We start from the raw sequence: 20063 nt of genomic DNA, 5'->3' as shown, positions 1-20063 counted from the left end.
GCCGAACGACCACCGAGGATTCGATGAAGCCGGCCATCCGAAAGATCGTCACCTATGTCGAGAACACGCTGATTGAAGGCGGCAAGGTGGCCCCCCGGCCGCTGCGCCTGATCGGCGTGGCGGCGGTGCTCGACAATCCTTGGGCCGGGCGCGGTTTCACTGAGGACCTTTCTCCCGAGATCCGCGCCTATGCGCCGGTTTTGGGAGAGATGCTCACCCATGAAATCCTCGCAGTTGCGGCATCTGGCGAAGCAATCGAAGGCTACGGCAAGGCCGCAATCTGCGGCACGTCGGGCGAGATCGAGCATGCCTCGGCGCTCATCCACACGCTGCATTTCGGCAACTACTATCGGCGTGCCGTCGGCGCCAAGACCTATCTCGCCTTCACCAACCTGCGTGGCGGGCCGAACACGCCGATCATGATCCCACTCATGGACAAGCACGATGAAGGCCGACGTTCGCACTACCTGACTGTGCATTTCCAGATCGGCGACGCGCCGGCGCCGGACGAGCTGGTGGTAGCGCTTGGCGCCTCGATCGGCGGACGACCGCATCATCGCATCGGCGACCGCTACCAGGATCTCAAGGAGGTCGGCGACCTGCATGGCTGAGCTGACGGAGCCTGCCTGGCATCGCGAAACGGCGCCTGACGGCACCGGCTTCATCCGGGCCGGATCCGGCGCGCCGGTCCTCCTCATCCACGGCGTCGGTATGAACGCGGCGATCTGGGGGCCCCAGATCGAGCTGATGCGGGACAGATGGGATGTGATCGCGATCGACATGCTGGGGCATGGCCGGTCGCCGCTACCGCCCGAGGACGCCAGCCTTGCCGACTATGCAGGACAGGCAATCCGGCTTCTTGATCACCTTGGCCTGGATGCCGTCTCGATCGTTGGCCATTCAATGGGGGCGCTGGTCGGGCAGGAAATCGCTCTCAACGCACCAGAACGGGTCCGCCGCATGGTGTCGCTCAACGCGGTCTTTCGCCGCCCGGCGGACCTTGCGCAGGCAGTGCGCGAGCGCGCCGCCGAATTGAATGGCGCGGAAAACCCGTCAGGGACGGACGCAACGATCGCGCGCTGGTTCGGCAACCCCGTCCCCGACAGCCTGGCCGAGGCGGCGAGGACAACGCGCGCGGCACTGCAGAGCGTCAACCCGGAAGGCTATGCGCGCACATATCGACTTTTCGCCCATGCGGATGCGGCGCATGGCGATCGTCTTTCCGGTCTAGCGATGCCGACTCTGTTCATGACCGGCTCGCAGGACAGGAATTCCTCGCCTGCGATGTCGGCGGCGATGGCCCGCCTCGCGCCGCGCGGTCGCTGCGCCGTTCTGGAGGGCGAAAGACATATGATGGCCGTAGCCTCGCCTGACATGGTCACACGGCGCATTGTCGATTTTCTCGAGAGCAACGACGGCGCAAGCACACCGGCGCGACCGGCGATGGACACAGCCTTCGACGCGGGCGAATTCAGGCGGGCGCTCGGTTCCTTCCTGACCGGCGTTACCATCGTCACCGCGATCGGGCCGGAAGGAGAGCCTCGAGGCTTCACCGCCAATTCGTTTACATCCGTTTCGCTCGATCCGCCGCTTGTGCTGGTCTGCATCGCCAAGAAAGCGCTGGGCCATCCGGTGTTTTCGACCTCGAAGTGCTTTGCCGTCAACGTGCTCTCGGAGGAACAGCGAGCCGCGTCCGGCGTCTTCGCTTCTAAATCGCAGGACAAGTTCTCGGCTGTCGAGTGGCGCTTCGGCCCGACCGGCAGCCCGCTGCTCGCTGGATCGGTGGCTACGTTTGACTGTGACATGGAGCAGTTGGTCGACGCCGGCGACCATTCGATCCTCATCGGCCGCGTTCGCGAATTCTCCCACAATTCATCGCAGCCCCTCGGCTATTGCCGTGGGGCGTATGTCTCGCCCGGTCTCAGCCAGGAAGCGCTGGCGGCCGCGCCTCCGGACATGGAAGTCGGCGCCATCCTCGAAGATGAAGGCCGCGTGCTGTTCTTCGAAACCGTCGACGGCTTTTTCGAACTGCCGGCGGGCCGAGGGCTCGGAACGCCCGGCGACACGCGAAGCCTCAAGGGATGCCTCGCTGCGAAAGCCATCGAGGCTCATCTCGGATTCCTGTTTGCGGTCTGGGACGACGCCGCAAACCCATCGCGAACGCATGTCTACTACCGCGGCACGGTGGACGCGCCCCACTCCAGCGATCGCCAGGTCCGGCTCGTCGACATCGACAGGATTGCCGGACTGAACATCGCCGACGCTGCTGTGCGCTCTATGCTCGCCCGCTATGTTCTTGAATGTCGGGAGGATGCGTTTGGAGTCTATGTCGGCAATGAGGTCGAAGGTGAAGTCCGTCCGCTCGCCAAGCCGGTATCCATGAACACTTCTAATCCGGGTCAACAGGTATGAAGTTCTCGCTCTTCGTCCATATGGAACGCTCGGACCCGGCAAAGCCGCATGCCGAGCTCATCGACGAGCTTGAGGAACTGGTCCTGATGGCCGAGGCGGCAGGCTTCGAGACGGCCTGGATCGGCGAGCACCACGGCATGGAGTTCACCATCTCGCCAAACCCGTTCATCAACATCGCCTATCTTGGCGCCAGGACGAAGCGCATCCGGCTCGGGACAGGAACGGTCATCGCGCCGTTCTGGCATCCGATCAAGCTCGCCGGCGAGGCAGCAATGACCGATGTCGTCACGGCTGGCCGGCTCGACATCGGCATCGCGCGCGGCGCCTACAGCTACGAATACCAGCGCCTGTTCCCGGGGCTCGATGCCTGGGGCGCGGGCCAGCGCATGCGCGAGATCATCCCCGCTATCAAGGGCCTCTGGAAGGGCGACTTCGAGATGTCCGGGGAGTTCTGGTCGTTTCCCTCGACCACCTCGTCGCCCAAGCCGGTGCAAAAACCGCACCCGCCGATCTGGGTGGCGGCGCGCGATCCGAACTCGCACGACTTCGCCGTGTCCAACGGCTGCAACGTCCAGGTGACGCCGCTCGCCTCGGGCGATGATGAGGTAACCAGCCTGATGGAGCGCTTCAACGCGGCGTGCGCGGCGCATCCAGACATCGCCCGCCCCGAGATCATGCTGCTGATGCACACATTCGTTGCCGAAGACGCCGCCGATGCAGAGCAGCTGACGAAGGACCTGTCGCTGTTCTACTGCCAGTTCGGCGCGTGGTTCCAGAACAAGAAGCCTGTTCGCCAAGGCATATTGGAAGCGCTCACCGGCGACGAGATCGCGGCCATGCCGCAATACGCGCCCGACAAAATGCGACAGAACCTGGTTATCGGCGAAGCCGAAGAGGTGATCGCCCGGCTGAAGGCATACGAGGCGCTCGGCTACGACCAATATTCGATCTGGATCGACAGCGGCCTACCGCACGAACGCAAGAAGAAGTCGCTGCAGCTGTTTGTCGACAAGGTGATGCCGGCGTTCGGGCATGGGAGGCCGCAATGACCCTCGTGGCATTCAGCAACTTCATAGATGGAGCGTTCGATACGCCGACGGCCACCTTCGAAAGCATCGATCCGTCCACCGGAGCGCCCTGGGCGACGATGCCCGCTGCAACCGAAGCCGATGTCGACCGCGCCGTCGAAGCGGCGCACCGGACTTTGCACTCCGCCGCGTGGGCATCGCTGACGGCGACGGCGCGAGGCAAGCTGCTGGTGCGCCTCGGCGACCTGGTCGTCGCCAATGCCGGCCGCCTGGCTGAACTGGAAACGCGCGACACCGGCAAGATCATCCGCGAGACCCGCGCCCAGATCGCCTATGTCGGCGACTATTACCGCTACTATGGCGGGCTTGCCGACAAGCATGAAGGCTCGCATCTGCCTATCGACAAGGCCGATATGGACGTCACCATCAGGCGCGAGCCGATCGGCGTCGTCGCTGCCGTCGTGCCGTGGAATTCGCAGCTCTTCCTTTCGGCCGTCAAGCTCGGTCCGGCACTGGCGGCCGGCTGCACGGTCGTCTTGAAAGCCTCGGAAGACGGCCCAGCGCCGTTGCTGGCCTTCGCCGAACTCGTTCACGAGGCCGGATTTCCCGCCGGAAGCGTCAACATACTGGCCGGGTTCGGGCACGATTGCGGCCAGCGCCTGACAAGTCATCCGCTGGTTTCACGCGTCGCCTTCACCGGCGGACCTTCGACCGCTCGCGCGATTATCCGCAACACGGCGGAAAATCTCGCCTACACGACGCTGGAGCTGGGCGGGAAAAGCCCGGTTGTCGTTTTCGCCGACGCAGACCTGGACAGTGCGGCAAACGCGGTCGTGGCCGGGATTTTCGCGGCGTCTGGACAAAGCTGTGTCGCCGGCTCGCGGCTGCTGGTCGAGCGTTCGATAAAGGCCGAGTTCCTCGACAGGCTGAAGCACAAGGCCGAGGCCATCAAAATCGGTGATCCGCAGGATCCGGCCACCGAAATGGGACCACTGGCAACACTACGTCAGCGGGAATGGATCGAGAGGATCGTTGCCGAGAGCCTCGCCAGTGGTGGGACGTTGATCACCGGCGGAAAACGGCCCGACGAGCATCCGCGCGGCTTCTACTACGCACCGACCATGATCGACACCGAGGATACAGCGCTGCCCTGCGTGCGGGAGGAATTGTTCGGTCCGGTGCTCAGCGTTCTCACCTTCGACACGGAAGCCGAAGCCCTGGCGCTTGCCAACGATACGCCGTTCGGCCTGGCCTCGGGCGTGTTCACCACCAATCTCGCCAAGGCGCACCGCATGGCGCGCGACATCCATGCCGGTGTCGTCTGGGTCAACACATACCGCGCCGTTTCGCCGCTCGTGCCGTTCGGCGGATACGGTCAGTCGGGGCTCGGCCGTGAGGGCGGGCTCGACGCCATCCGCGATTACACGCGCTCGAAATCCGTCTGGATACGGATATCCGACGAGCCGATCCCGGATCCGTTCGTCATGCGATGAGGGCAGCGCCGCGATCGCGCAATTTCATAACAACAAGAAACCAAAAACAACCAACAGAGGAGAATGACATGAAACTGATTTTGACCGGCATTTTGGCCGGACTCTTGGCAACCACCGCCGCACGGGCCGATGAAATGGTGTTCACCAGCTGGGGCGGAACCACCCAGGAGGCGCAGACCAAATCCTGGGCTGCTCCGTTCGAAGCCAATTCCGGCATCAAGGTCCTGCAGGACGGCCCGACGGACTACGGCAAGCTGAAGGCCATGGTGGAAGGCGGCAGCGTCGCCTGGGATGTCGTCGATGTCGAAATGGATTTCGCCATCAAGGCGGCTAAGGATGGCCTGCTGGAGCCGATCGATTTCAATGTCGTGCCGAAAGCCGATCTCGATCCTCGCTTCACCACCGAGCATGCGGTCGGCAGCTTCTACTATTCCTTCGTTCTTGCCTGGAACAAAGGGGCGGTGTCGGGCGAGCCAACCAGCTGGGCCGACATGTTCGACCTGACGAAATTTCCCGGCAAGCGCACGTTCTATAAATGGTCGGCGCCAGGCGTCATCGAGATCGCATTGCTGGCCGACGGCGTGCCGGCAGACAAGCTCTATCCGCTCGACCTCGACCGGGCGTTCAAGAAACTCGATACGATCAAGTCGGAAATCGTCTGGTGGGACAGCGGCGCGCAGTCGCAACAGCTGATCGCCTCCGGTGAGGCAGCCTTCGGGCAACTCTGGAACGGGCGTGTCTTCGCCCTCCAGCAGGACGGCGCCGATGTAGGGGCATCCTGGAAACAGAACATGACTGCCGCCGACGTGCTCGTCATCCCCAAGGGCTCGAAGAACAAGGCTAGCGCGATGAAATTCCTGGCCACAGCGACAAGCGCGAAAAGCCAGGCAATGTTTGCTGAAGCAAGCGGCTACGCGCCGATCAACACGGCAGCCAAGGCCGAAATGCCGGCCGACGTCGTCAAGTCGTTGCCGGACGCCTATGTCGACGGGCAGATCAACCTCGACATGAACTACTGGGCTGAAAACCGCGACGCGATCGCGGAGCGTTGGTACGCCTGGCAGGCCAAATAGCCGCCGCCCTCACCCATGAACCGGCGGGGCGCCGCTAGGCGTCCCGCCTGAGCTGCCGGGATCATCGCCATGTCGGGCAATTTGCTTCATCGACAGCCAATCCTCCGAAGGCCAGACGGCGTCGGCGGCGCCTTGCCGGCGCTGACCCTCATCACCCTGTTCTTCGTGGTGCCGGTCGTCGCGTTGCTGTTGCGCAGCGTGACCGAGCCCGTACCGGGCCTGCAGAACTACGCCATCCTGTTTGGCGACGGCACTTATGCGCGGGTCTTCTTCAACACCTTTCTGGTCGCCACCGTCGTCACCGCCGTCACCGTGATCGTGGCGTTTCCGGTCGCCTGGATGCTGGCGATCATGCCGCCTGCCCTCGGCTCGATCGTCTTCGGCATCATCATCCTGTCGATGTGGACCAATCTGCTCACCCGCACCTATGCCTGGATGGTGCTGCTTCAACGCACCGGCGTCATCAACCGGACGCTGATGGATATTGGCCTGATCAGCGAGCCGCTGCCGCTGATCAACAACCTGACCGGCGTCACCATCGGCATGGTCTACATCATGCTGCCCTTCATGATACTGCCACTGGTCGGAACCCTGCGCGCCATTGATCCGATGACGCTGCGCGCCGCCGCCCTGTGCGGTGCGAGCCCCTTCAACGCCTTCCGCCGCATCCTGCTGCCATTGTCGCTTCCCGGAATCGCTGCAGGCGGCCTGATGGTTTTCGTCATGTCGCTCGGCTATTTCGTGACGCCGACGCTGCTCGGCGGCACCTCCAACATGATGCTCGCCGCAATGATCGCCCAGATGATCCAGTCCTTGCTCAACTGGGGGCTCGGAAGCGCGGCGGCTTTCATCCTGCTTTTGGTGACCATGGCCCTCTACGCGCTGCAACTGCGCCTCGTCGGCGCCAAGCGCATGACAGGAGGCATCTGAGATGCTGCTCGACTACGACCGGCTGGGCTGGCTGCGCGCAGCACTTCTGGGTTTCACCGGCCTGGTTGCCGCGTTTCTGCTGCTGCCGGTGGTCTTCATCGTGCTTTTGTCGTTCGGATCGTCGCGGTGGCTGGCTTTTCCGCCGCCCGGCTGGACGCTGAAATGGTATGCGGAGCTGTTCGCCGATCCGGCCTGGCTCGAAGCAGCGCTGACCAGCGCGCGCATTGCCACCATGGTCGCGATTCTTGCCGTCGTCATCGGGCTCCTGGCTTCTTTCGCCCTGGTCAGGGGACAGTTTCGCGGGCGCAACACGCTTCGCGGCCTGCTGCTGACGCCAATGGTGCTGCCGGTCGTGGTCTTCGCCATCGCCATCTATGCATTCTTCCTGCGGATCGGGCTCGGCGGCACCACGGCAGGCTTCGTCATCGCACACACAGTCCTGGCACTCCCCTTCGCCATCATTCCCATCACCGCGGCACTCGAAGGTTTTGACAAATCCATCGAGGATGCGGCGATCGTCTGCGGCGCAAGCCCATTCGAGGCAAAACTCCGGGTCACCTTGCCGGCGATCAAGATCGGGATTTTTTCGGCGGCGATCTTTGCCTTCCTCGCCTCGTGGGACGAGGTGGTGGTCGCGATCTTCATGGCCAGCCCCACCTTGCAGACCTTGCCGGTCAAGATCTGGGGCAGCCTGCGCCAGGATCTCAGCCCGGTCATCGCCGCCGCCTCCAGCCTTCTGGTACTTCTGACCTTGAGCCTGATGATCGTAACCGCACTCATTCGGCGGAAACTGTCGAAATGACCGAACCGTTTCTCTCCATTCGCCACCTGCGCAAGACATTCGGCAGCTTCGTCGCCGTGCACGATGTCACGATCGATATACCCAAGGGCGAGTTCCTGACCTTCCTCGGCCCTTCCGGCTCCGGCAAATCGACGACGCTCTACGCGGTCGCCGGCTTTCAGCAGCCGACATCCGGCGACGTTCTTCTCGAAGGCAGGTCGCTGCTGTCGGTGCCGTCGCACAAGCGCAATATCGGCATGGTGTTCCAGCGCTACACGCTGTTTCAGCATCTCACCGTCGCCGAGAACGTTGCCTTTCCGTTGCGCGTGCGCCGCCGGCCGGACGCCGAGGTGAACCGAAAAGTCGCCGAGATGCTGTCGTTGGTCCGGCTCGAGAGTTTCGGCGGCCGATATCCTGGCGCGCTTTCCGGCGGACAGCAGCAGCGCGTGGCGCTTGCCCGGGCGCTGGCCTACGATCCGCCGATCCTTCTGATGGACGAGCCGCTCTCGGCGCTCGACAAGAAGCTGCGCGAGGAAATCCAGGCCGAGATACGACGTATCCACCGCGAAACCGGTGTAACGATCCTTTACGTCACCCACGATCAGGACGAGGCCCTGCATCTTTCGGATCGCATCGCCCTGTTTCGGGACGGGCGCATCGAGCAGATCGGCACCGGTGAGGACCTCTATCTGAGACCTGCGAGCGAATTCGTGGCCAGCTTCATCGGAAATTCCAATTTCCTGCCGGCTGAGCATCTTGAAACCGTCAACGGCTCCGCCACGATCCGCCTGGCCGATGGCTCGGTCGTCTCCGGCGTCAGGATCGATCAGGACTTCAGCCATGGCCAGAAGACCCGGCTGATGGTGCGGCCGGAAGCGTTTCGGCTGAGGCCCGGCCCGGCCACTGCCGGGCTTGCGGTCGAATTCATCGACACCGCCTTCTTCGGCGAGCGGCGGCGCGTCATCGCGCGCACGGCCGCCGGCCAGGAGATCGACGTCAGGCCGACATCCGACATGGCAGAAGCACATGAAGGCTTCGCCTCGAGCAGACAGATTTTTTTCGATCCCGCCGCCGCATTTCTGTTTCCCGCCTGACGGGCGCGCTGGCGGTCTGGAACGAGATCTCAGGCAGCCGGCGGCTCGATGGTGACGCCGTATTTGGCGGCGATGGCCATGAGCTTTGCCATTTCCGGCATGCCGGCGGCGGTCGCGGCGTCCAATTCGCCAAACATCTGATCAAGGCCGCAACTCGGCGCGCAAAGGACGAGCACGCGAGCCGGCTTGTCGCCGACATTGCGGATGGCATGGCGCCGGCCGCGTGGGCCGAAGAAGAAGCCGCCGGGCACAATGCGATGGGGCGCGGATTCGCCCTCGAATTCGATGACGAGTTCGCCGCTCAGCGCGTAGAAGGCTTCATCCTCACGGGCATGGGTGTGCGGTGGCGTTCCCGCGCCCGGTGGAACCACGGACTCCCAGAGCGAGAAGGACCCCGCAGTCTCAGCGCCGGTGGCTTTGTAGATATGGGTGATGCCCAGAACGTTGAGCGTCGATCCGGCCGCCGGTTCGCGAACGAACGGTTCGGCTGCTGTAACTTTGGCATCCATCGTCGATCTCCTTTGTGGCTCAGGTGGCTCACCAAGAGACATAGGTCCGTTCTCGCCCGTCGATTAGCCGGAATTGTATGGACATGCTGTCCGGATTTCAGGACAATCCGACGATGGATCCGCTCGATGGAATCGCTGCGTTCGCTCGTGTCGTTGATAGCGGCAGCTTCTCAGCGGCGGCACGGCATCTCAAAATCTCCAAATCCGCTGTTAGCGCCCATGTGCAGCGGCTTGAGGAGCGCCTGGGCATTCGCCTGCTCAACCGCACCACGCGTCGACTCTCGATGACCGAAGCGGGCGCAGCCTATTACCGCCACTGTGCGCGGATTCTCGCCGAAGCTGAAGCTGCGGAACAGGCGGCGAGCGCGCTGCAGCGCGAGCCGCGCGGCACCCTTCGCATTTCGGCGCCCGACAGCTTCGGCTGGATGCATGTGGCGCCGGCCGTCCCCGAGTTCCTGAGGCGCTATCCGGAACTTTCCGTCGATATTGCTTTGAGCCCGACGCATGTGAGTCTGGTCGATGAGGGGCTCGATCTGGCGATCCGCATCGGCGTGATCGAGGATTCGCCGCTTGTCGTGCGCAAGCTCGCGCCATCCCGGCTCGTCGCCTGTGCTGCGCCCGCTTATCTCACGGAGCGTGGAGCGCCGCGCGAGCCGGGCGACCTTGCCAAGCACAACTGCCTCTGCACCAGCCTCCTGCCTTGGGGCGATGAATGGCGCCTTGCCGGCAAACGAGGCGAGGTGCGGGTGGCTGTGGGCGGCGGCTTTCGCAGCAATAATGCGGAGATGCTGCGCGTTGCGGCGCTCGGTGGCATCGGCATCGCCCTACTGCCCACTTGGGCGGTAGCGGAGCCGCTGCGTACTGGCGCGCTGCGACGCGTGCTTGACGCCTGGGAGCCTCCAGCCAGCACGATTTATGCCGTCTATCCCAGCAACAGGCTCATGTCGATGAAGGTCCGCGCCTTCGTCGACCACCTTGCGCGATGCATTGGGCGCATGCCGTATTGGGATGAAGGCCTTTGAGAAGAGCGCCCGTTTTGGATCGTTTTGAGCTACGACACCCATTGATCCAGCCTCGCAACTTTCTCTCAGAACGCAGTCAGGAACAGTCTCCATACCGGTCAGAAAACTTGCGATCTTGACTTCAAAAGGGACTTGGGCGGGTTGAAATTTCCTCGGTTTTGCCCACTTTCGGTATCAATTCGCCGAGTGGTGCGACTTCCGGCGAAAAACAGCGCGATCGAATTGACGAGAAAAATACCGTCAGCGGTGCTGGTCGAAGAGCGTGGCGGCCTGAAGAGCAATTTGGGATCTTGCGTACCGAGGCTGCGTTGGGCGCGCAGCGTTCAGTGGCAGAGACCGCCGGCGCTGCGCCGGTTCTCACTTGCGAGACCTGGGAGCATCTGATGCCTACCCGCCCCTATGCCATTCTTGAAGCGCCGTCCGCGCTGGGTCTGGCGACCGACGGCGTGGAGGACTTGCCCGGTCGGCTGCTGGAACTGGGCCTCGCCGACCGCATCCATGCGCGCCGTGCCGGGCGGCTGGCCGTCCCGCCGAAAGACCCGAAGCCCGACCCTGCCACCCTGACGCTCAATGCCAACGCGATCGCGGCGTGGTCGCCCAAGCTCGCCAACGCGGTGGAGGAGGTGCTGGACGCAGGGGAATTCCCGGTGGTGCTGGGCGGCGACTGTACGATCGTGCTGGGCCCGATGCTCGCGCTGCGCCGGCGCGGTCGCTGCGGCCTGCTCTTTATCGACGGCCACGCCGATTTCTTCCAGCCCGAGGCCGAGCCCAACGGCGAAGGCGCGTCCATGGACCTGGCCTTCGTCACCGGCTACGGGCCGGCGCTGCTGACCGACCTGGAGGGTCGCCGCCCGTTGGTGCGCTCCGAGGACGCTGTCGCCTTCGCTTTTCGCGACCACGAGGACCAGGCCGAATTCGGCAGCCAGCCTTTGCCGGCGGAGCTCATGGCCTACGATCTCCATGCCATCCGCCACCTGGGCGTCGAAGCCGCCGCCCGGGCGGCCGTTGGCCACCTGACGCGGCCTGAGCTCGACGGCTTCTTCATCCATTTAGACGCCGATTGTCTCGACGATGCGATCATGCCGGCGGTCGATTTCCGCGTACCGGGCGGGCTGTCGTGGGACGAGCTATCGGCAGCGCTCCGGATCATCCTGGCAAGCGGCAAGGCGGTCGGGCTCGAGGTCGCCATCTACAATCCGCGCCTCGACGTCGACGGCAGCGCCGGCCGTGGCCTTGTTGATGTCCTGGCCGTAGCTCTCGGCACTTCCGCGCCCGCTTAAGGGGGCCGGGCTGCCCCGATGAGCTGCCAACTCATCAGTCGCCGCAGAGGTCGGACTCCCTGCCGTATTGTCCATCACGATGGACGGGTAAGGAGCCCCCGCAAGACCGTCTCCGTGATCGTCTTCGCAGCCAAATTGTAGTCAGCCACCTTTAGCTGGCTGACATGTAGCGCATCGCAGGCGAGAGCCTCGAACTCGGCATAAAACTGCGTCGCGGACCACAACAGAATAAACAGATGGCGCGCGTCGACTTTCTCGATCTTTCCGGCCATGGCCCAAATATCGATCACCCGGGCCTTCTCGGACGTGACGGTTCGCATGTGATCGCGAGCCTCGGTCGAGAGATGTACAGCTCCCTGCAGTATCTCGTTTGCGAAAAGGCGCGTCTCTGCGGCATTCTCCCGGGCATGGTCCAGCTTCGCTCGAATGTAAGCCTCGATTGCCTCGCCGGGCTCACGATCGGCCGATATATGCCGAAACGCGTCGTCCCAACTATGGATGAGGCGATCGATGGCGGCGTTGTAGATCTCCTCTTTCGACGAGAAGTAATAGTAGACATTGCCCTTCGGCAGCCCTGAGGCCTTCGCGATCTCAACGATGCGGGCACCATCAAGGCCCTTCCGCGAGAAGATCTCGACAGCCGCTGTCAGGATCTTGAGCACGTTCCTCGCTCTGATCGGCTCATCCGACGCGGCTTGCGACGGGTGCCCTTTTTCAGCGGAAGCACGGGGCGCGTTCAGTTCTTCTGCCATTGGTTATTCCGTTATTTTCATTGATTTTTTGCGCCTGGATGATCACCCGGGTCAACAGTTCGTTTTTGCTCAGAGACCTTTCAACCGGATTGTATGAGGCCTCGAGAATCGAAGCACCACTAAAAAAGAAGTTGACAATCTGGTCAAGTTTTTTCATGAAAAGCTGACAAAACGGTCAGGTTCCTGAAGGAGCTGCCGCAGTCGACCACCTTGGAGAGGGTGCGAATGGCAATGTTGCTAAAGACCGCCATGGAGGAATTCCTTTCAGATTGGTCCGCCGATCTGAACGGACCCTGGCGTGCACTGATCAGGCATGCGGGGCCGGATATTGACGGGATCGCGGCCGAACTAGAGCTCGAGGTCTGGGAACCGATCTTTCCCGTCCGTCGCGGCAAGCACTTTCCGGGAATGCCTGCGGGCGCGCATTGCCTGAGAGCTTTCGACGGAATCGCCCCGGATGAGGTTCACTGTGTCGTTCTGGGCCAGGACCCCTACCCCGAACCCGGGTTTGCCACCGGACGGGCATTTGAAGCTGGAAATCTGGCGGGATGGCACGAGCTCGACAAGATGTTTTCAAAGAGCATCCGTGCCTACATGCAGATGATCCTGGCAGCGCGCACCGGTGACCTGTCCTATGCCCGCAGCTTCGATGATTGGCCGAAGACACTTGCAGCCATGAAGAGCGGTGCAGCCGACATCGAGCAGCCGTCCGATATCGCGGACCGCTGGGTCTCGAAAGGCGTTCTCCTACTGAATGCCTCGCTGACGCTCACTCGCTTCAAGGTGGATGTGGATCCGCATCAGTCCAAGGGCCATCTCCGGCTCTGGCGTCCGCTGATCGTGGAAACCTTGCGCGCCCTTGCCTCGCGGGAAAAGCCGCTGGTATTCCTCGGGTTCGGCGACGCCGCCGCGGAAGCACTGGCAGAAGCGGGAATCGACGAGAACGCGGGCGGGCATCTTCGCTGCGTTCTGCGCGATCATCCCGCCCGCGCCGAAGCCGTCCTTTCCAGACCCAATCCATTCATTCTTTGCAACCGCTACCTGGAGGAGATGGGCTCTCGTCCCATCGCGTGGTGACCATGGCGGCAACGAAGACATTCGATTTCATCATCATCGGCGCCGGTTCGGCAGGCTGCGTTCTGGCAAACCGCCTGTCCGCCGATCCCGCCAACAAGGTGCTTCTGCTCGAGGCCGGCGGCAGAGACCTCAACCCGCTGTTCCGGCTGCCCATGCTGATGGGCAAGCTTTTCCATTCGGGCATCTACAACTGGCACTATCACACAGAGCCCGAGCCGCATCTGAACGGACGGTCGCTCTACTGGCCTCGTGGCAAGGTGCTCGGCGGCACATCCACCATCAACGGCATGATCTATGTTCGCGGAAACCGGCACGACTACGATCGCTGGGCGCAGATGGGCGCCACAGGATGGTCCTACGATGAGGTGTTGCCGGCTTTCCTCCGCTCGGAGACCCATGTGCAGCGCAATGGCGCCTATCACAACGCCGAAGGCGAACTGACCGTCTGCCGGGCGCGCGGCTGGAACAGCCTGCTCGATGTCTTTCACGAGGCAGGCGGACAGGCGGGATATCCTCACAACGACGATTTCAACGGCGAAGAGCAGGAAGGCTTCGGCCGTTATGACTTCACCATCGCGAAGGGCAAACGCTGCTCGGCAGCCTATGCGTTCCTGCGGCCGGCAAAGAAACGCCCGAATCTGACGATCATCACCCGCGCCCATACGAGGCGCATCCTCATCGAGAACGGCCAGGCTGTCGGCGTCGAGTTCAGCCAAAAAGGCAACATTTCGAGAGCCTATGCAGACCGCCAGGTGATCCTGTCGGCCGGCGTCGTCAACTCGCCGCAGATCCTCATGCTTTCGGGGATCGGCGCTGCCGACGAGCTCGCACAGCATGACATCCCGGTCGTCCAGGATCTTCCTGGTGTCGGCAAGAACCTTCAGGATCATGTCGATTGCGTCATGGCCTATGAATGCCGGGAGCCGGTCACGCTCTATTCGGACCTGCGCGCCGACAAGCTCACCTGGTCGGTGATCCAGGGCATGCTGTTCGGTGAAGGCATCGCCACGACTTTCCCCTACGAAGCCGGGGCCTTCGTCAAGTCGCGCACCGATCTGGCCGCACCTGACATCCAGCTTCACTTCATGCCGGCGCTCGAAAAGACGGCAAACCTGCATTTTCCAAACCCGTTCAAGAAAGAGCGGGTGGAGGCCAACCATGGCTTCTCGTTGCGCGTCGGCCCGGTCAATCCCGAGAGCCGCGGCGAGATCAGGCTGCGCTCGGCCGATCCGATGGACCGGCCGAGCATCAACGCGAACTACCTGCAAACCGAGTTTGACGTTCGCACGATGATCAACGCGATCCGCATGACGCGCGACATCATCAAGCAGAAGGCTTTCGAGAAATATCGCGGCAAGGAACTCGCTCCGGGTCCGGCCGTCGAAAGCGATGCCGAAATGGTCAAGTGGCTGCGTAGCAATGCCATGACGACCTTCCATCCGGTCGGCACCTGCAAGATGGGCAACGACCCGATGGCCGTGGTCGACGCTCGACTGAAAGTTCACGGCATCGAGGGCCTGCGCGTAGCGGACGCCTCGATCATGCCAATCATTTCCAGCGGCAACACGAACGCGCCGTCGATCATGATCGGGGAGCGAGCCGCCGAATTCATTCTCGACGAGGCATCCAGATGATCGTGGAACACCGCACGTACACCTTTCGACCGGGAACAGTCGATGGCTGGCTGAAGAGATACGAGACCGAAGGTCTGCCGATCCAGAAGCGGCATCTCAACACCTTCCTCGGGCTCTATGTCAGCGAGATCGGCCGCCTGCACACGACGGTCCTGATGTGGCGTTATGACAGCCTCGCCGACCGCGAGAGGCGGCGGGCAGCCATGTATGCCGACCCGGAATGGCAGGCGTTCATCTCCGGCGTCTGGTCCCTCGGCGCCATTCAGAGCCAGGACGTGATGATCATGAATCCGGCGCCGTTTTCTCCCGGCGCCTGAGGAAGAAGGGTGCAAACCTTGCACCCCAATGACGACCGGGCGGCGAAAGAAGCCACCCCAATAAGAAGTTGCAGATATCGAACCTCTAGAGCAAGGAAAAGGGAACATGACCAACAAGACTTCAAATGAAATGAATGTGCTGCACCGGCCGGTCGGCCGCCGCAGCCTCCTCAAGGCCTCGGCGGGATTGGCTGCCTTTACAATGGCGGGCGGCCTGCTGACAGCTGCCGCGCACGCTTCGGGCGGCCTCGTGGCGCTGGTTCACACGCAGGCGGCAGGCGATGCCGGTCCGGTCGACTCGATGATTGCCAAGCTCAAGCAGCTCTCCGAGGAGCAAGGCTTCCAGTATCGCGCGGTATACGCTCAGGACCCGGCGACCTACGAGACCATTTTCCGTACGCTGGGCGATGCTGGTGCGGCAGTGATCGTCTCGACCTTCAACGAGGTCGCGGAACCCTTCAAGGCGCTCGCTCCCTCCTATCCCAATACCAAGTGGATCCAGCTGTTTGCAGATCCCTTCGAGCCGGCGATCCCGAATGTCGTCACCGTTTCCTATGATTACTATCTGGGGTGCTATCTCTCCGGCATTTTCGCCGCGCGTGTGAGCAAAGCAGGAAAGCTCGGCTTCATCGGTGGTGTTTCCATTCCGCCGATCAATGCCGACTACAATGCGTTCAAGGCAGGCGCCCAGTCCGTGCGTCCAGACGTATCCGTCGCCATTGCATTCGCGGGCTCTTTCCAGGACCCGGCCAAGGGCCAGGAAATCGCCACGCAGATGTACTCGAGCGGTATCGACTTCATCCAGACCGACGCCGCGGCAACCGACTTCGGCATCATCGCCGCCGCAAACGAGGCGGAAGGCCGCCTGGTGAGCGTGCTCGACCCGGCCCAGTTCCCGCAGGGGCCAAAGTCCGTGATCTCGATCGTCGGCCTCGACTTCGGCACCTCGCTTTACAACGAGGTCACGAAGGCACTCGGCAGCGATTTTTCCGGTGGCACACATGAGCATACCGGCCTTGGAACAGGCGTCATCGACTTCATTCCGTCGCCCCTCTTCACGCAGCAGGGACCGGCTGACATCATCGCCAAAGGCAAGGAGGCAGGGGCAGAAATAGCGGCGGCGCGCGCAGCGATCCTCGATGGGTCGCTGAAGGTGCCGTTCAATACGAGCCTCTGACCTTCGACTGGATCATGCTGCGGTGACCGAGGACAGATCCCCCATATTTGAATGCCGCAATGTGACCGTGCGCTACGGTCACATTGTCGCGCTCTCCGATGTCGGAGCAGTCTTCGAACGTGGCATGATCCACGCCGTGGTCGGCCAAAACGGCGCGGGCAAGACGACTTTTGCCCGAGTCCTGGCCGGTCTCGTGCGCCCTGCATCGGGCGAGCTCAAAATCGACGGCCGCCCGCTTGCGGGTGGAAACGTGAGGGATGCCCGGCGTTCGGGCGTCGAACTCGTCCACCAGAGTTTTGCCCTTCCCCCCTCTTTCACGGTTGCCGAAGCCATGCAGTTCGGTGCGGAAGGTGGAGGGCTATTCACAAAGGCAGCCCTCGAAAAGCGGTGGCAGCATCATCTCGATGCGCTCCATGTGAAGGTGAAGGCCAAGCAGCGTATCCGCGACCTGCCGGTGGAAACCCAGCAGAGTGTTGAAATCGCCAGAGCCCTCGTCTCGGATGCGAAGCTCCTCATCCTGGATGAGCCGACCGCGGTCCTGTCTCCCGAAGGCGCTGAGAAGCTTTTCGATCGGGTCCGACGTCTCAAGGAGCGCGGCGTCACGGTCATCCTCATCCTGCACAAGATACGGGAGGTTCTGGCGATTGCGGATACGGTGACGGTTCTGCGCGGTGGAAAGCTCGTCGACGGGCCACTATCCTGCGACGGGATTGATGCGGATCGGCTGGCCGAGCTCATCATCGGGCCAGCCGCCGCCCGCAATCTCAGCTCGGACGACAAGGCGGCTTTGACAGGCGCAGCAGTGATCACCCATGCCGAACAGCATGTTGCGGACACCGGTGCCGCCCCAGTCCTCAAGATGCGCGCCATTTCCACGCGACGCGATCCCGAAGGCCCGGCGCTCGACGAGGTCAGCCTCGAGGTTCGCCCCGGGGAAATCGTCGGCGTGGCCGGCGTCGAGGGCAACGGGCAGAGAACGCTTGTGCGCGCGATCTCGGCACTGGCCGATATCGTCAGCGGCGATATCTCCATCGACAGGATGGACGTGACCCGCGCACCACTCGCTGCACGACGGGCGGCCGGACTGCGCGTCATTCCCTTCGAACGGAATGTCGAAGGCCTTAGCCTGACCAGCTCTCTTTGGGAAAACTGGTCGGCGCGCGGTCTCCTTCAGAGACCGCTCCTGTCCGCCATCAGCCCCTCTGCTCTGCGCAAGCAATGCGATACCGCCCTCAAGCAATGGGATGTCCGCTATTCCGATGTCGGTCAGCGGGCCGGCTCGCTGTCGGGCGGGAACGCCCAAAAGGTGATCCTGTCGCGTGAGATGGACGAAAACGCCCGTCTTATTCTTGCGGCGCAGCCCACGCGAGGTCTCGATATCGGCGCAACGTCGTTCGTATGGCAATCGATGCTCGATGCGCGGGCGCGCGGGTGCGGTCTGCTGTTCATCTCTTCGGATCTCGACGAGATCTTCGATATCTCGGACCGCGTCGTTGTCATGCTGTCCGGGCGCATCGTCGCCGAGTTCCGTCCACCCTATGACATCACAGCCGTCGGCGCAGCCATGACAGGAGTGCTCGGATGATCGATCGGTTCGTCTCCGTTTTCCGCGCGCTGATCTTCATCCTGATCGCCCTTGCACTTTGCGGGGTTATCTTTCAGGCCGCCGGCTATTCGGCGCCCCTGATGTTCCAGTCGATCGCCGATGGCGCTTTCCTCAGACCCGGCGCCCTGCAACAGGCACTTCGTTGGGGGCTTCCCCTGTTCATCACGGCTGTCGGCGTGGCCGTCTCCTTCCGGGCGGGCTACTTCAACATCGGCGCCCAGGGCCAGTTCTACATGGGAGCCATCGCGGCCGCGTTCATGGCCGAATGGCTTGACGGCGCACCGGCGCCGACCCTCATGACCGCCTGCTTCTTCGCCGGCATGTCGGGTGGTGCGTTGTGGGCTTTCTGGCCCGGACTCCTGCGGCTGAAATCCGGCGCGGATGAGGTGATCACCACGCTTATGGGCAATTTCATTGCCGGTCTGGTGCTGCTTTATGTGACGGCCGGACCGCTCAAAGACCCATCGGGCACCGGGCAGCAGGCGTCGAGCCGCCCGCTCGACAGCGCTTACCGGATCAGCGACTCGCTCGGATTGTCTCCGACGATCATCGCCATCGCCGTTCTGGTCGGCCTGGCAATGTGGTTTCTGGTCAATAGAACCGCCTTCGGCGTGCTCTCCGGCCTTGCCGGTCGCAATCCGACGATGGTCGAGTGGCAGGGCGCGAAGACATGGCGCATCGGGCTCGCAAGTTTCCTGCTCAGCGGCGCGCTCGCCGGTCTTGCCGGCACGATAGAGTTCATGGGGCCCAACGGACGGCTGACCGGCGGTTTCCTGCCGGGCCACGGCTTCACCGCAATCCTGATCGCACTCGTCGCCAACTTCTCGGTCGTCGGCACGGCTTTCGTATCGCTGTTCTTCGGCGGGCTAGCGTCCGCCGCCCTCTACCTGCCGATCATGGCCGGCCTGCCGTCGTCGGCAATCGACATCATCAACGCAGCCATTGCTCTGTTCATCACCGCGAAATCCAGCGCCGTCGACCGGATAGCGAAACTCGGAGGACGGATATGGAAGACTTCGTAATCGCCATCCTGCGGTCGGGCACTCCGCTGATCTACGTGACCCTTGCCGGCGTCATCGCCCAGCGAGCCGGCATCTGGCATCTCGGCCTCGAAGGCCTGATGATTACCGGCGCTTGCGCAACGATCCTCGGCATCGTGCTTACGCAATCGATCTGGATCGCGCTTCTCGGTGCGATCACGGCGTGCGTCCTCGGCTCAATCCTGTTCTGGTTCGTGGTGGAGAAGCTCAAGGCCAACCAGATCATTGCCGGCCTCGGGCTTACAGGGCTCGGCCTCGGAGGAACCGCGCTTGCCGTGCAGTCGATTTTTGGAACGCAGGCCGCAGTCAGCGCACCCTTCGGCCTGCCGCGCATAGGACCCGCCTTCGGGGCGTTCGGGTCGCTTTCGATCCTCGTCGTCATGATGCCGGTGATCGTCTTCGCGATGTGGGTTGTCTTGCGGCGAACCCGTTTCGGCCTGCGTCTGGCGGCGTCGGGCGAGCATCCCTTTGCCGCGCGCGGTGTGGGTGTCAATCCGGCGGCAATGCGCCTCGTCGCGCTGATGACCGGCGGCGTGCTTTGCGCGCTCGCCGGCGCTGAGCTTGCTGCGGGGAGCCTTCAGATCTTTGCGCAGAACATGACAGCCGGCCGCGGCTTCATGGGATTTGCCGCCGTCATATTCGGCGCGGGTCATCCAATCGGCGCGACTCTGGCAGCCGTGTTCTTCGCCGTCGTTGGTGCGCTCGGCATCAGGGCGCAGCTCGCCTTCGGCGACCGCGTCCCGCACGATCTGCTGCTCGCTCCACCGTTCTCGGCATCTGGCTCAGCACGCAGCTGCGCGGCGGCACCAAGGCCGCCAGCGGCTTCGGTGAGCTGCGC

At 62.9% G+C, this 20063-nt stretch carries 18 protein-coding genes and 1 pseudogene; 17 read left to right on the top strand and 2 right to left on the bottom strand.

Annotated elements, in window-relative coordinates; translation table 11 throughout:
* Positions 1-23 precede the first annotated feature (23 nt).
* The 8 genes from RPG13_RS11590 to RPG13_RS11555 all read left to right on the top strand — a co-directional run bounded on the left by RPG13_RS11590 (position 24) and on the right by RPG13_RS11555 (position 8811).
* Entirely contained in the window at positions 24-611 is a 588-nt protein-coding gene (locus tag RPG13_RS11590) for an amino acid synthesis family protein (protein ID WP_337125052.1), read from the top strand.
* The gene (locus RPG13_RS11585; protein WP_337125051.1) at positions 604-2412 is read left to right on the top strand and encodes an alpha/beta fold hydrolase; all 1809 of its coding nucleotides are present in this window, start codon (positions 604-606) and stop codon (positions 2410-2412) included. Before RPG13_RS11590 ends, RPG13_RS11585 begins: the two co-directional genes overlap by 8 nt.
* Entirely contained in the window at positions 2409-3461 is a 1053-nt protein-coding gene (locus RPG13_RS11580; RefSeq protein WP_127289420.1) for an LLM class flavin-dependent oxidoreductase, read from the top strand. The genes RPG13_RS11585 and RPG13_RS11580 overlap by 4 nt, the downstream gene beginning before the upstream one ends.
* Positions 3458-4933, top strand: a complete 1476-nt coding sequence (locus RPG13_RS11575; RefSeq protein ID WP_095483702.1) for an aldehyde dehydrogenase — start codon at positions 3458-3460, stop codon at positions 4931-4933. The genes RPG13_RS11580 and RPG13_RS11575 overlap by 4 nt, the downstream gene beginning before the upstream one ends.
* A 68-nt stretch (positions 4934-5001) precedes the next feature.
* On the top strand, positions 5002-6006 hold the full coding sequence (locus tag RPG13_RS11570; RefSeq protein WP_095483701.1) for an ABC transporter substrate-binding protein: 1005 nt from the start codon (positions 5002-5004) through the stop codon (positions 6004-6006).
* Positions 6007-6075: 69 nt separating this feature from the next.
* The gene (locus RPG13_RS11565) at positions 6076-6936 is read left to right on the top strand and encodes an ABC transporter permease (protein WP_095483700.1); all 861 of its coding nucleotides are present in this window, start codon (positions 6076-6078) and stop codon (positions 6934-6936) included.
* A gap of 1 nt (position 6937) precedes the next feature.
* Complete coding sequence (locus RPG13_RS11560; RefSeq protein ID WP_095483699.1) at positions 6938-7738, top strand: ABC transporter permease; 801 nt, start codon at positions 6938-6940, stop codon at positions 7736-7738.
* Positions 7735-8811 carry an ABC transporter ATP-binding protein gene (locus RPG13_RS11555; RefSeq protein WP_337125050.1) on the top strand — a complete coding sequence of 359 codons (1077 nt, stop codon included), beginning with the start codon at positions 7735-7737 and terminating at the stop codon, positions 8809-8811. Before RPG13_RS11560 ends, RPG13_RS11555 begins: the two co-directional genes overlap by 4 nt.
* Before the next feature lie 29 nt (positions 8812-8840).
* Here RPG13_RS11555 and RPG13_RS11550 read toward each other — a convergent pair whose 3' ends face one another.
* Positions 8841-9320, bottom strand: a complete 480-nt coding sequence (locus tag RPG13_RS11550; protein WP_164897808.1) for a cupin domain-containing protein — start codon at positions 9318-9320, stop codon at positions 8841-8843.
* 83 nt (positions 9321-9403) lie between these two features.
* On the opposite strand from RPG13_RS11550, the gene RPG13_RS11545 reads away from it, so the two are divergent.
* On the top strand, positions 9404-10342 hold the full coding sequence (locus RPG13_RS11545; protein ID WP_337125049.1) for a LysR family transcriptional regulator: 939 nt from the start codon (positions 9404-9406) through the stop codon (positions 10340-10342).
* 383 nt (positions 10343-10725) lie between these two features.
* Positions 10726-11622, top strand: coding sequence for an arginase family protein (locus RPG13_RS11540; protein WP_337125048.1), 897 nt, complete (start codon positions 10726-10728; stop codon positions 11620-11622).
* A 74-nt stretch (positions 11623-11696) separates the two neighbouring features.
* Here RPG13_RS11540 and RPG13_RS11535 read toward each other — a convergent pair whose 3' ends face one another.
* A complete protein-coding gene (locus RPG13_RS11535) occupies positions 11697-12374 on the bottom strand; it encodes a TetR family transcriptional regulator C-terminal domain-containing protein (protein ID WP_095483696.1) in 678 nt (225 codons plus the stop codon).
* Positions 12375-12599: 225 nt separating this feature from the next.
* On the opposite strand from RPG13_RS11535, the gene RPG13_RS11530 reads away from it, so the two are divergent.
* The 7 genes and pseudogenes from RPG13_RS11530 to RPG13_RS11500 all read left to right on the top strand — a co-directional run.
* The gene (locus tag RPG13_RS11530) at positions 12600-13451 is read left to right on the top strand and encodes a uracil-DNA glycosylase (protein ID WP_245493038.1); all 852 of its coding nucleotides are present in this window, start codon (positions 12600-12602) and stop codon (positions 13449-13451) included.
* 2 nt (positions 13452-13453) lie between these two features.
* Positions 13454-15085, top strand: a complete 1632-nt coding sequence (locus RPG13_RS11525; RefSeq protein ID WP_337125047.1) for a GMC family oxidoreductase — start codon at positions 13454-13456, stop codon at positions 15083-15085.
* The gene (locus RPG13_RS11520) at positions 15082-15402 is read left to right on the top strand and encodes an NIPSNAP family protein (RefSeq protein WP_128241257.1); all 321 of its coding nucleotides are present in this window, start codon (positions 15082-15084) and stop codon (positions 15400-15402) included. The genes RPG13_RS11525 and RPG13_RS11520 overlap by 4 nt, the downstream gene beginning before the upstream one ends.
* 106 nt (positions 15403-15508) lie before the next feature.
* A complete protein-coding gene (locus RPG13_RS11515) occupies positions 15509-16579 on the top strand; it encodes a BMP family ABC transporter substrate-binding protein (protein WP_095483692.1) in 1071 nt (356 codons plus the stop codon).
* A gap of 22 nt (positions 16580-16601) precedes the next feature.
* Entirely contained in the window at positions 16602-18164 is a 1563-nt protein-coding gene (locus tag RPG13_RS11510) for an ABC transporter ATP-binding protein (protein WP_128241258.1), read from the top strand.
* Positions 18161-19207: an ABC transporter permease gene (locus RPG13_RS11505; RefSeq protein ID WP_337125046.1), complete on the top strand. Its 1047-nt coding sequence runs from the start codon at positions 18161-18163 to the stop codon at positions 19205-19207. The genes RPG13_RS11510 and RPG13_RS11505 overlap by 4 nt, the downstream gene beginning before the upstream one ends.
* Positions 19192-19878: pseudogene (locus tag RPG13_RS11500) on the top strand (ABC transporter permease); the annotation flags it as partial. The gene RPG13_RS11505 and the pseudogene RPG13_RS11500, both read left to right, overlap by 16 nt.
* Between the last annotated feature and the right edge of the window lie 185 nt (positions 19879-20063).

Source organism: Mesorhizobium sp. ISC15 (assembly GCF_037162615.1).
GTDB classification, from domain to species: domain Bacteria; phylum Pseudomonadota; class Alphaproteobacteria; order Rhizobiales; family Rhizobiaceae; genus Mesorhizobium; species Mesorhizobium mediterraneum.
Note: the sequence above shows the minus strand (reverse complement) of the source record. Positions and strands in the feature narration are given on the sequence as shown.

Coding starts and splice junctions, on each gene's coding strand:
- RPG13_RS11565 (WP_095483700.1), top strand. CDS start 6,076: ATGTCGGGCAATTTGCTTCATCGACAGCCAATCCTCCGAAGGCCAGAC.
- RPG13_RS11590 (WP_337125052.1), top strand. CDS start 24: ATGAAGCCGGCCATCCGAAAGATCGTCACCTATGTCGAGAACACGCTG.
- RPG13_RS11545 (WP_337125049.1), top strand. CDS start 9,404: ATGCTGTCCGGATTTCAGGACAATCCGACGATGGATCCGCTCGATGGA.
- RPG13_RS11575 (WP_095483702.1), top strand. CDS start 3,458: ATGACCCTCGTGGCATTCAGCAACTTCATAGATGGAGCGTTCGATACG.
- RPG13_RS11530 (WP_245493038.1), top strand. CDS start 12,600: ATGGCAATGTTGCTAAAGACCGCCATGGAGGAATTCCTTTCAGATTGG.
- RPG13_RS11585 (WP_337125051.1), top strand. CDS start 604: ATGGCTGAGCTGACGGAGCCTGCCTGGCATCGCGAAACGGCGCCTGAC.
- RPG13_RS11555 (WP_337125050.1), top strand. CDS start 7,735: ATGACCGAACCGTTTCTCTCCATTCGCCACCTGCGCAAGACATTCGGC.
- RPG13_RS11570 (WP_095483701.1), top strand. CDS start 5,002: ATGAAACTGATTTTGACCGGCATTTTGGCCGGACTCTTGGCAACCACC.
- RPG13_RS11525 (WP_337125047.1), top strand. CDS start 13,454: ATGGCGGCAACGAAGACATTCGATTTCATCATCATCGGCGCCGGTTCG.
- RPG13_RS11560 (WP_095483699.1), top strand. CDS start 6,938: ATGCTGCTCGACTACGACCGGCTGGGCTGGCTGCGCGCAGCACTTCTG.
- RPG13_RS11520 (WP_128241257.1), top strand. CDS start 15,082: ATGATCGTGGAACACCGCACGTACACCTTTCGACCGGGAACAGTCGAT.
- RPG13_RS11580 (WP_127289420.1), top strand. CDS start 2,409: ATGAAGTTCTCGCTCTTCGTCCATATGGAACGCTCGGACCCGGCAAAG.
- RPG13_RS11540 (WP_337125048.1), top strand. CDS start 10,726: ATGCCTACCCGCCCCTATGCCATTCTTGAAGCGCCGTCCGCGCTGGGT.
- RPG13_RS11515 (WP_095483692.1), top strand. CDS start 15,509: ATGACCAACAAGACTTCAAATGAAATGAATGTGCTGCACCGGCCGGTC.
- RPG13_RS11505 (WP_337125046.1), top strand. CDS start 18,161: ATGATCGATCGGTTCGTCTCCGTTTTCCGCGCGCTGATCTTCATCCTG.
- RPG13_RS11550 (WP_164897808.1), bottom strand. CDS start 9,320: ATGGATGCCAAAGTTACAGCAGCCGAACCGTTCGTTCGCGAACCGGCG.
- RPG13_RS11535 (WP_095483696.1), bottom strand. CDS start 12,374: ATGGCAGAAGAACTGAACGCGCCCCGTGCTTCCGCTGAAAAAGGGCAC.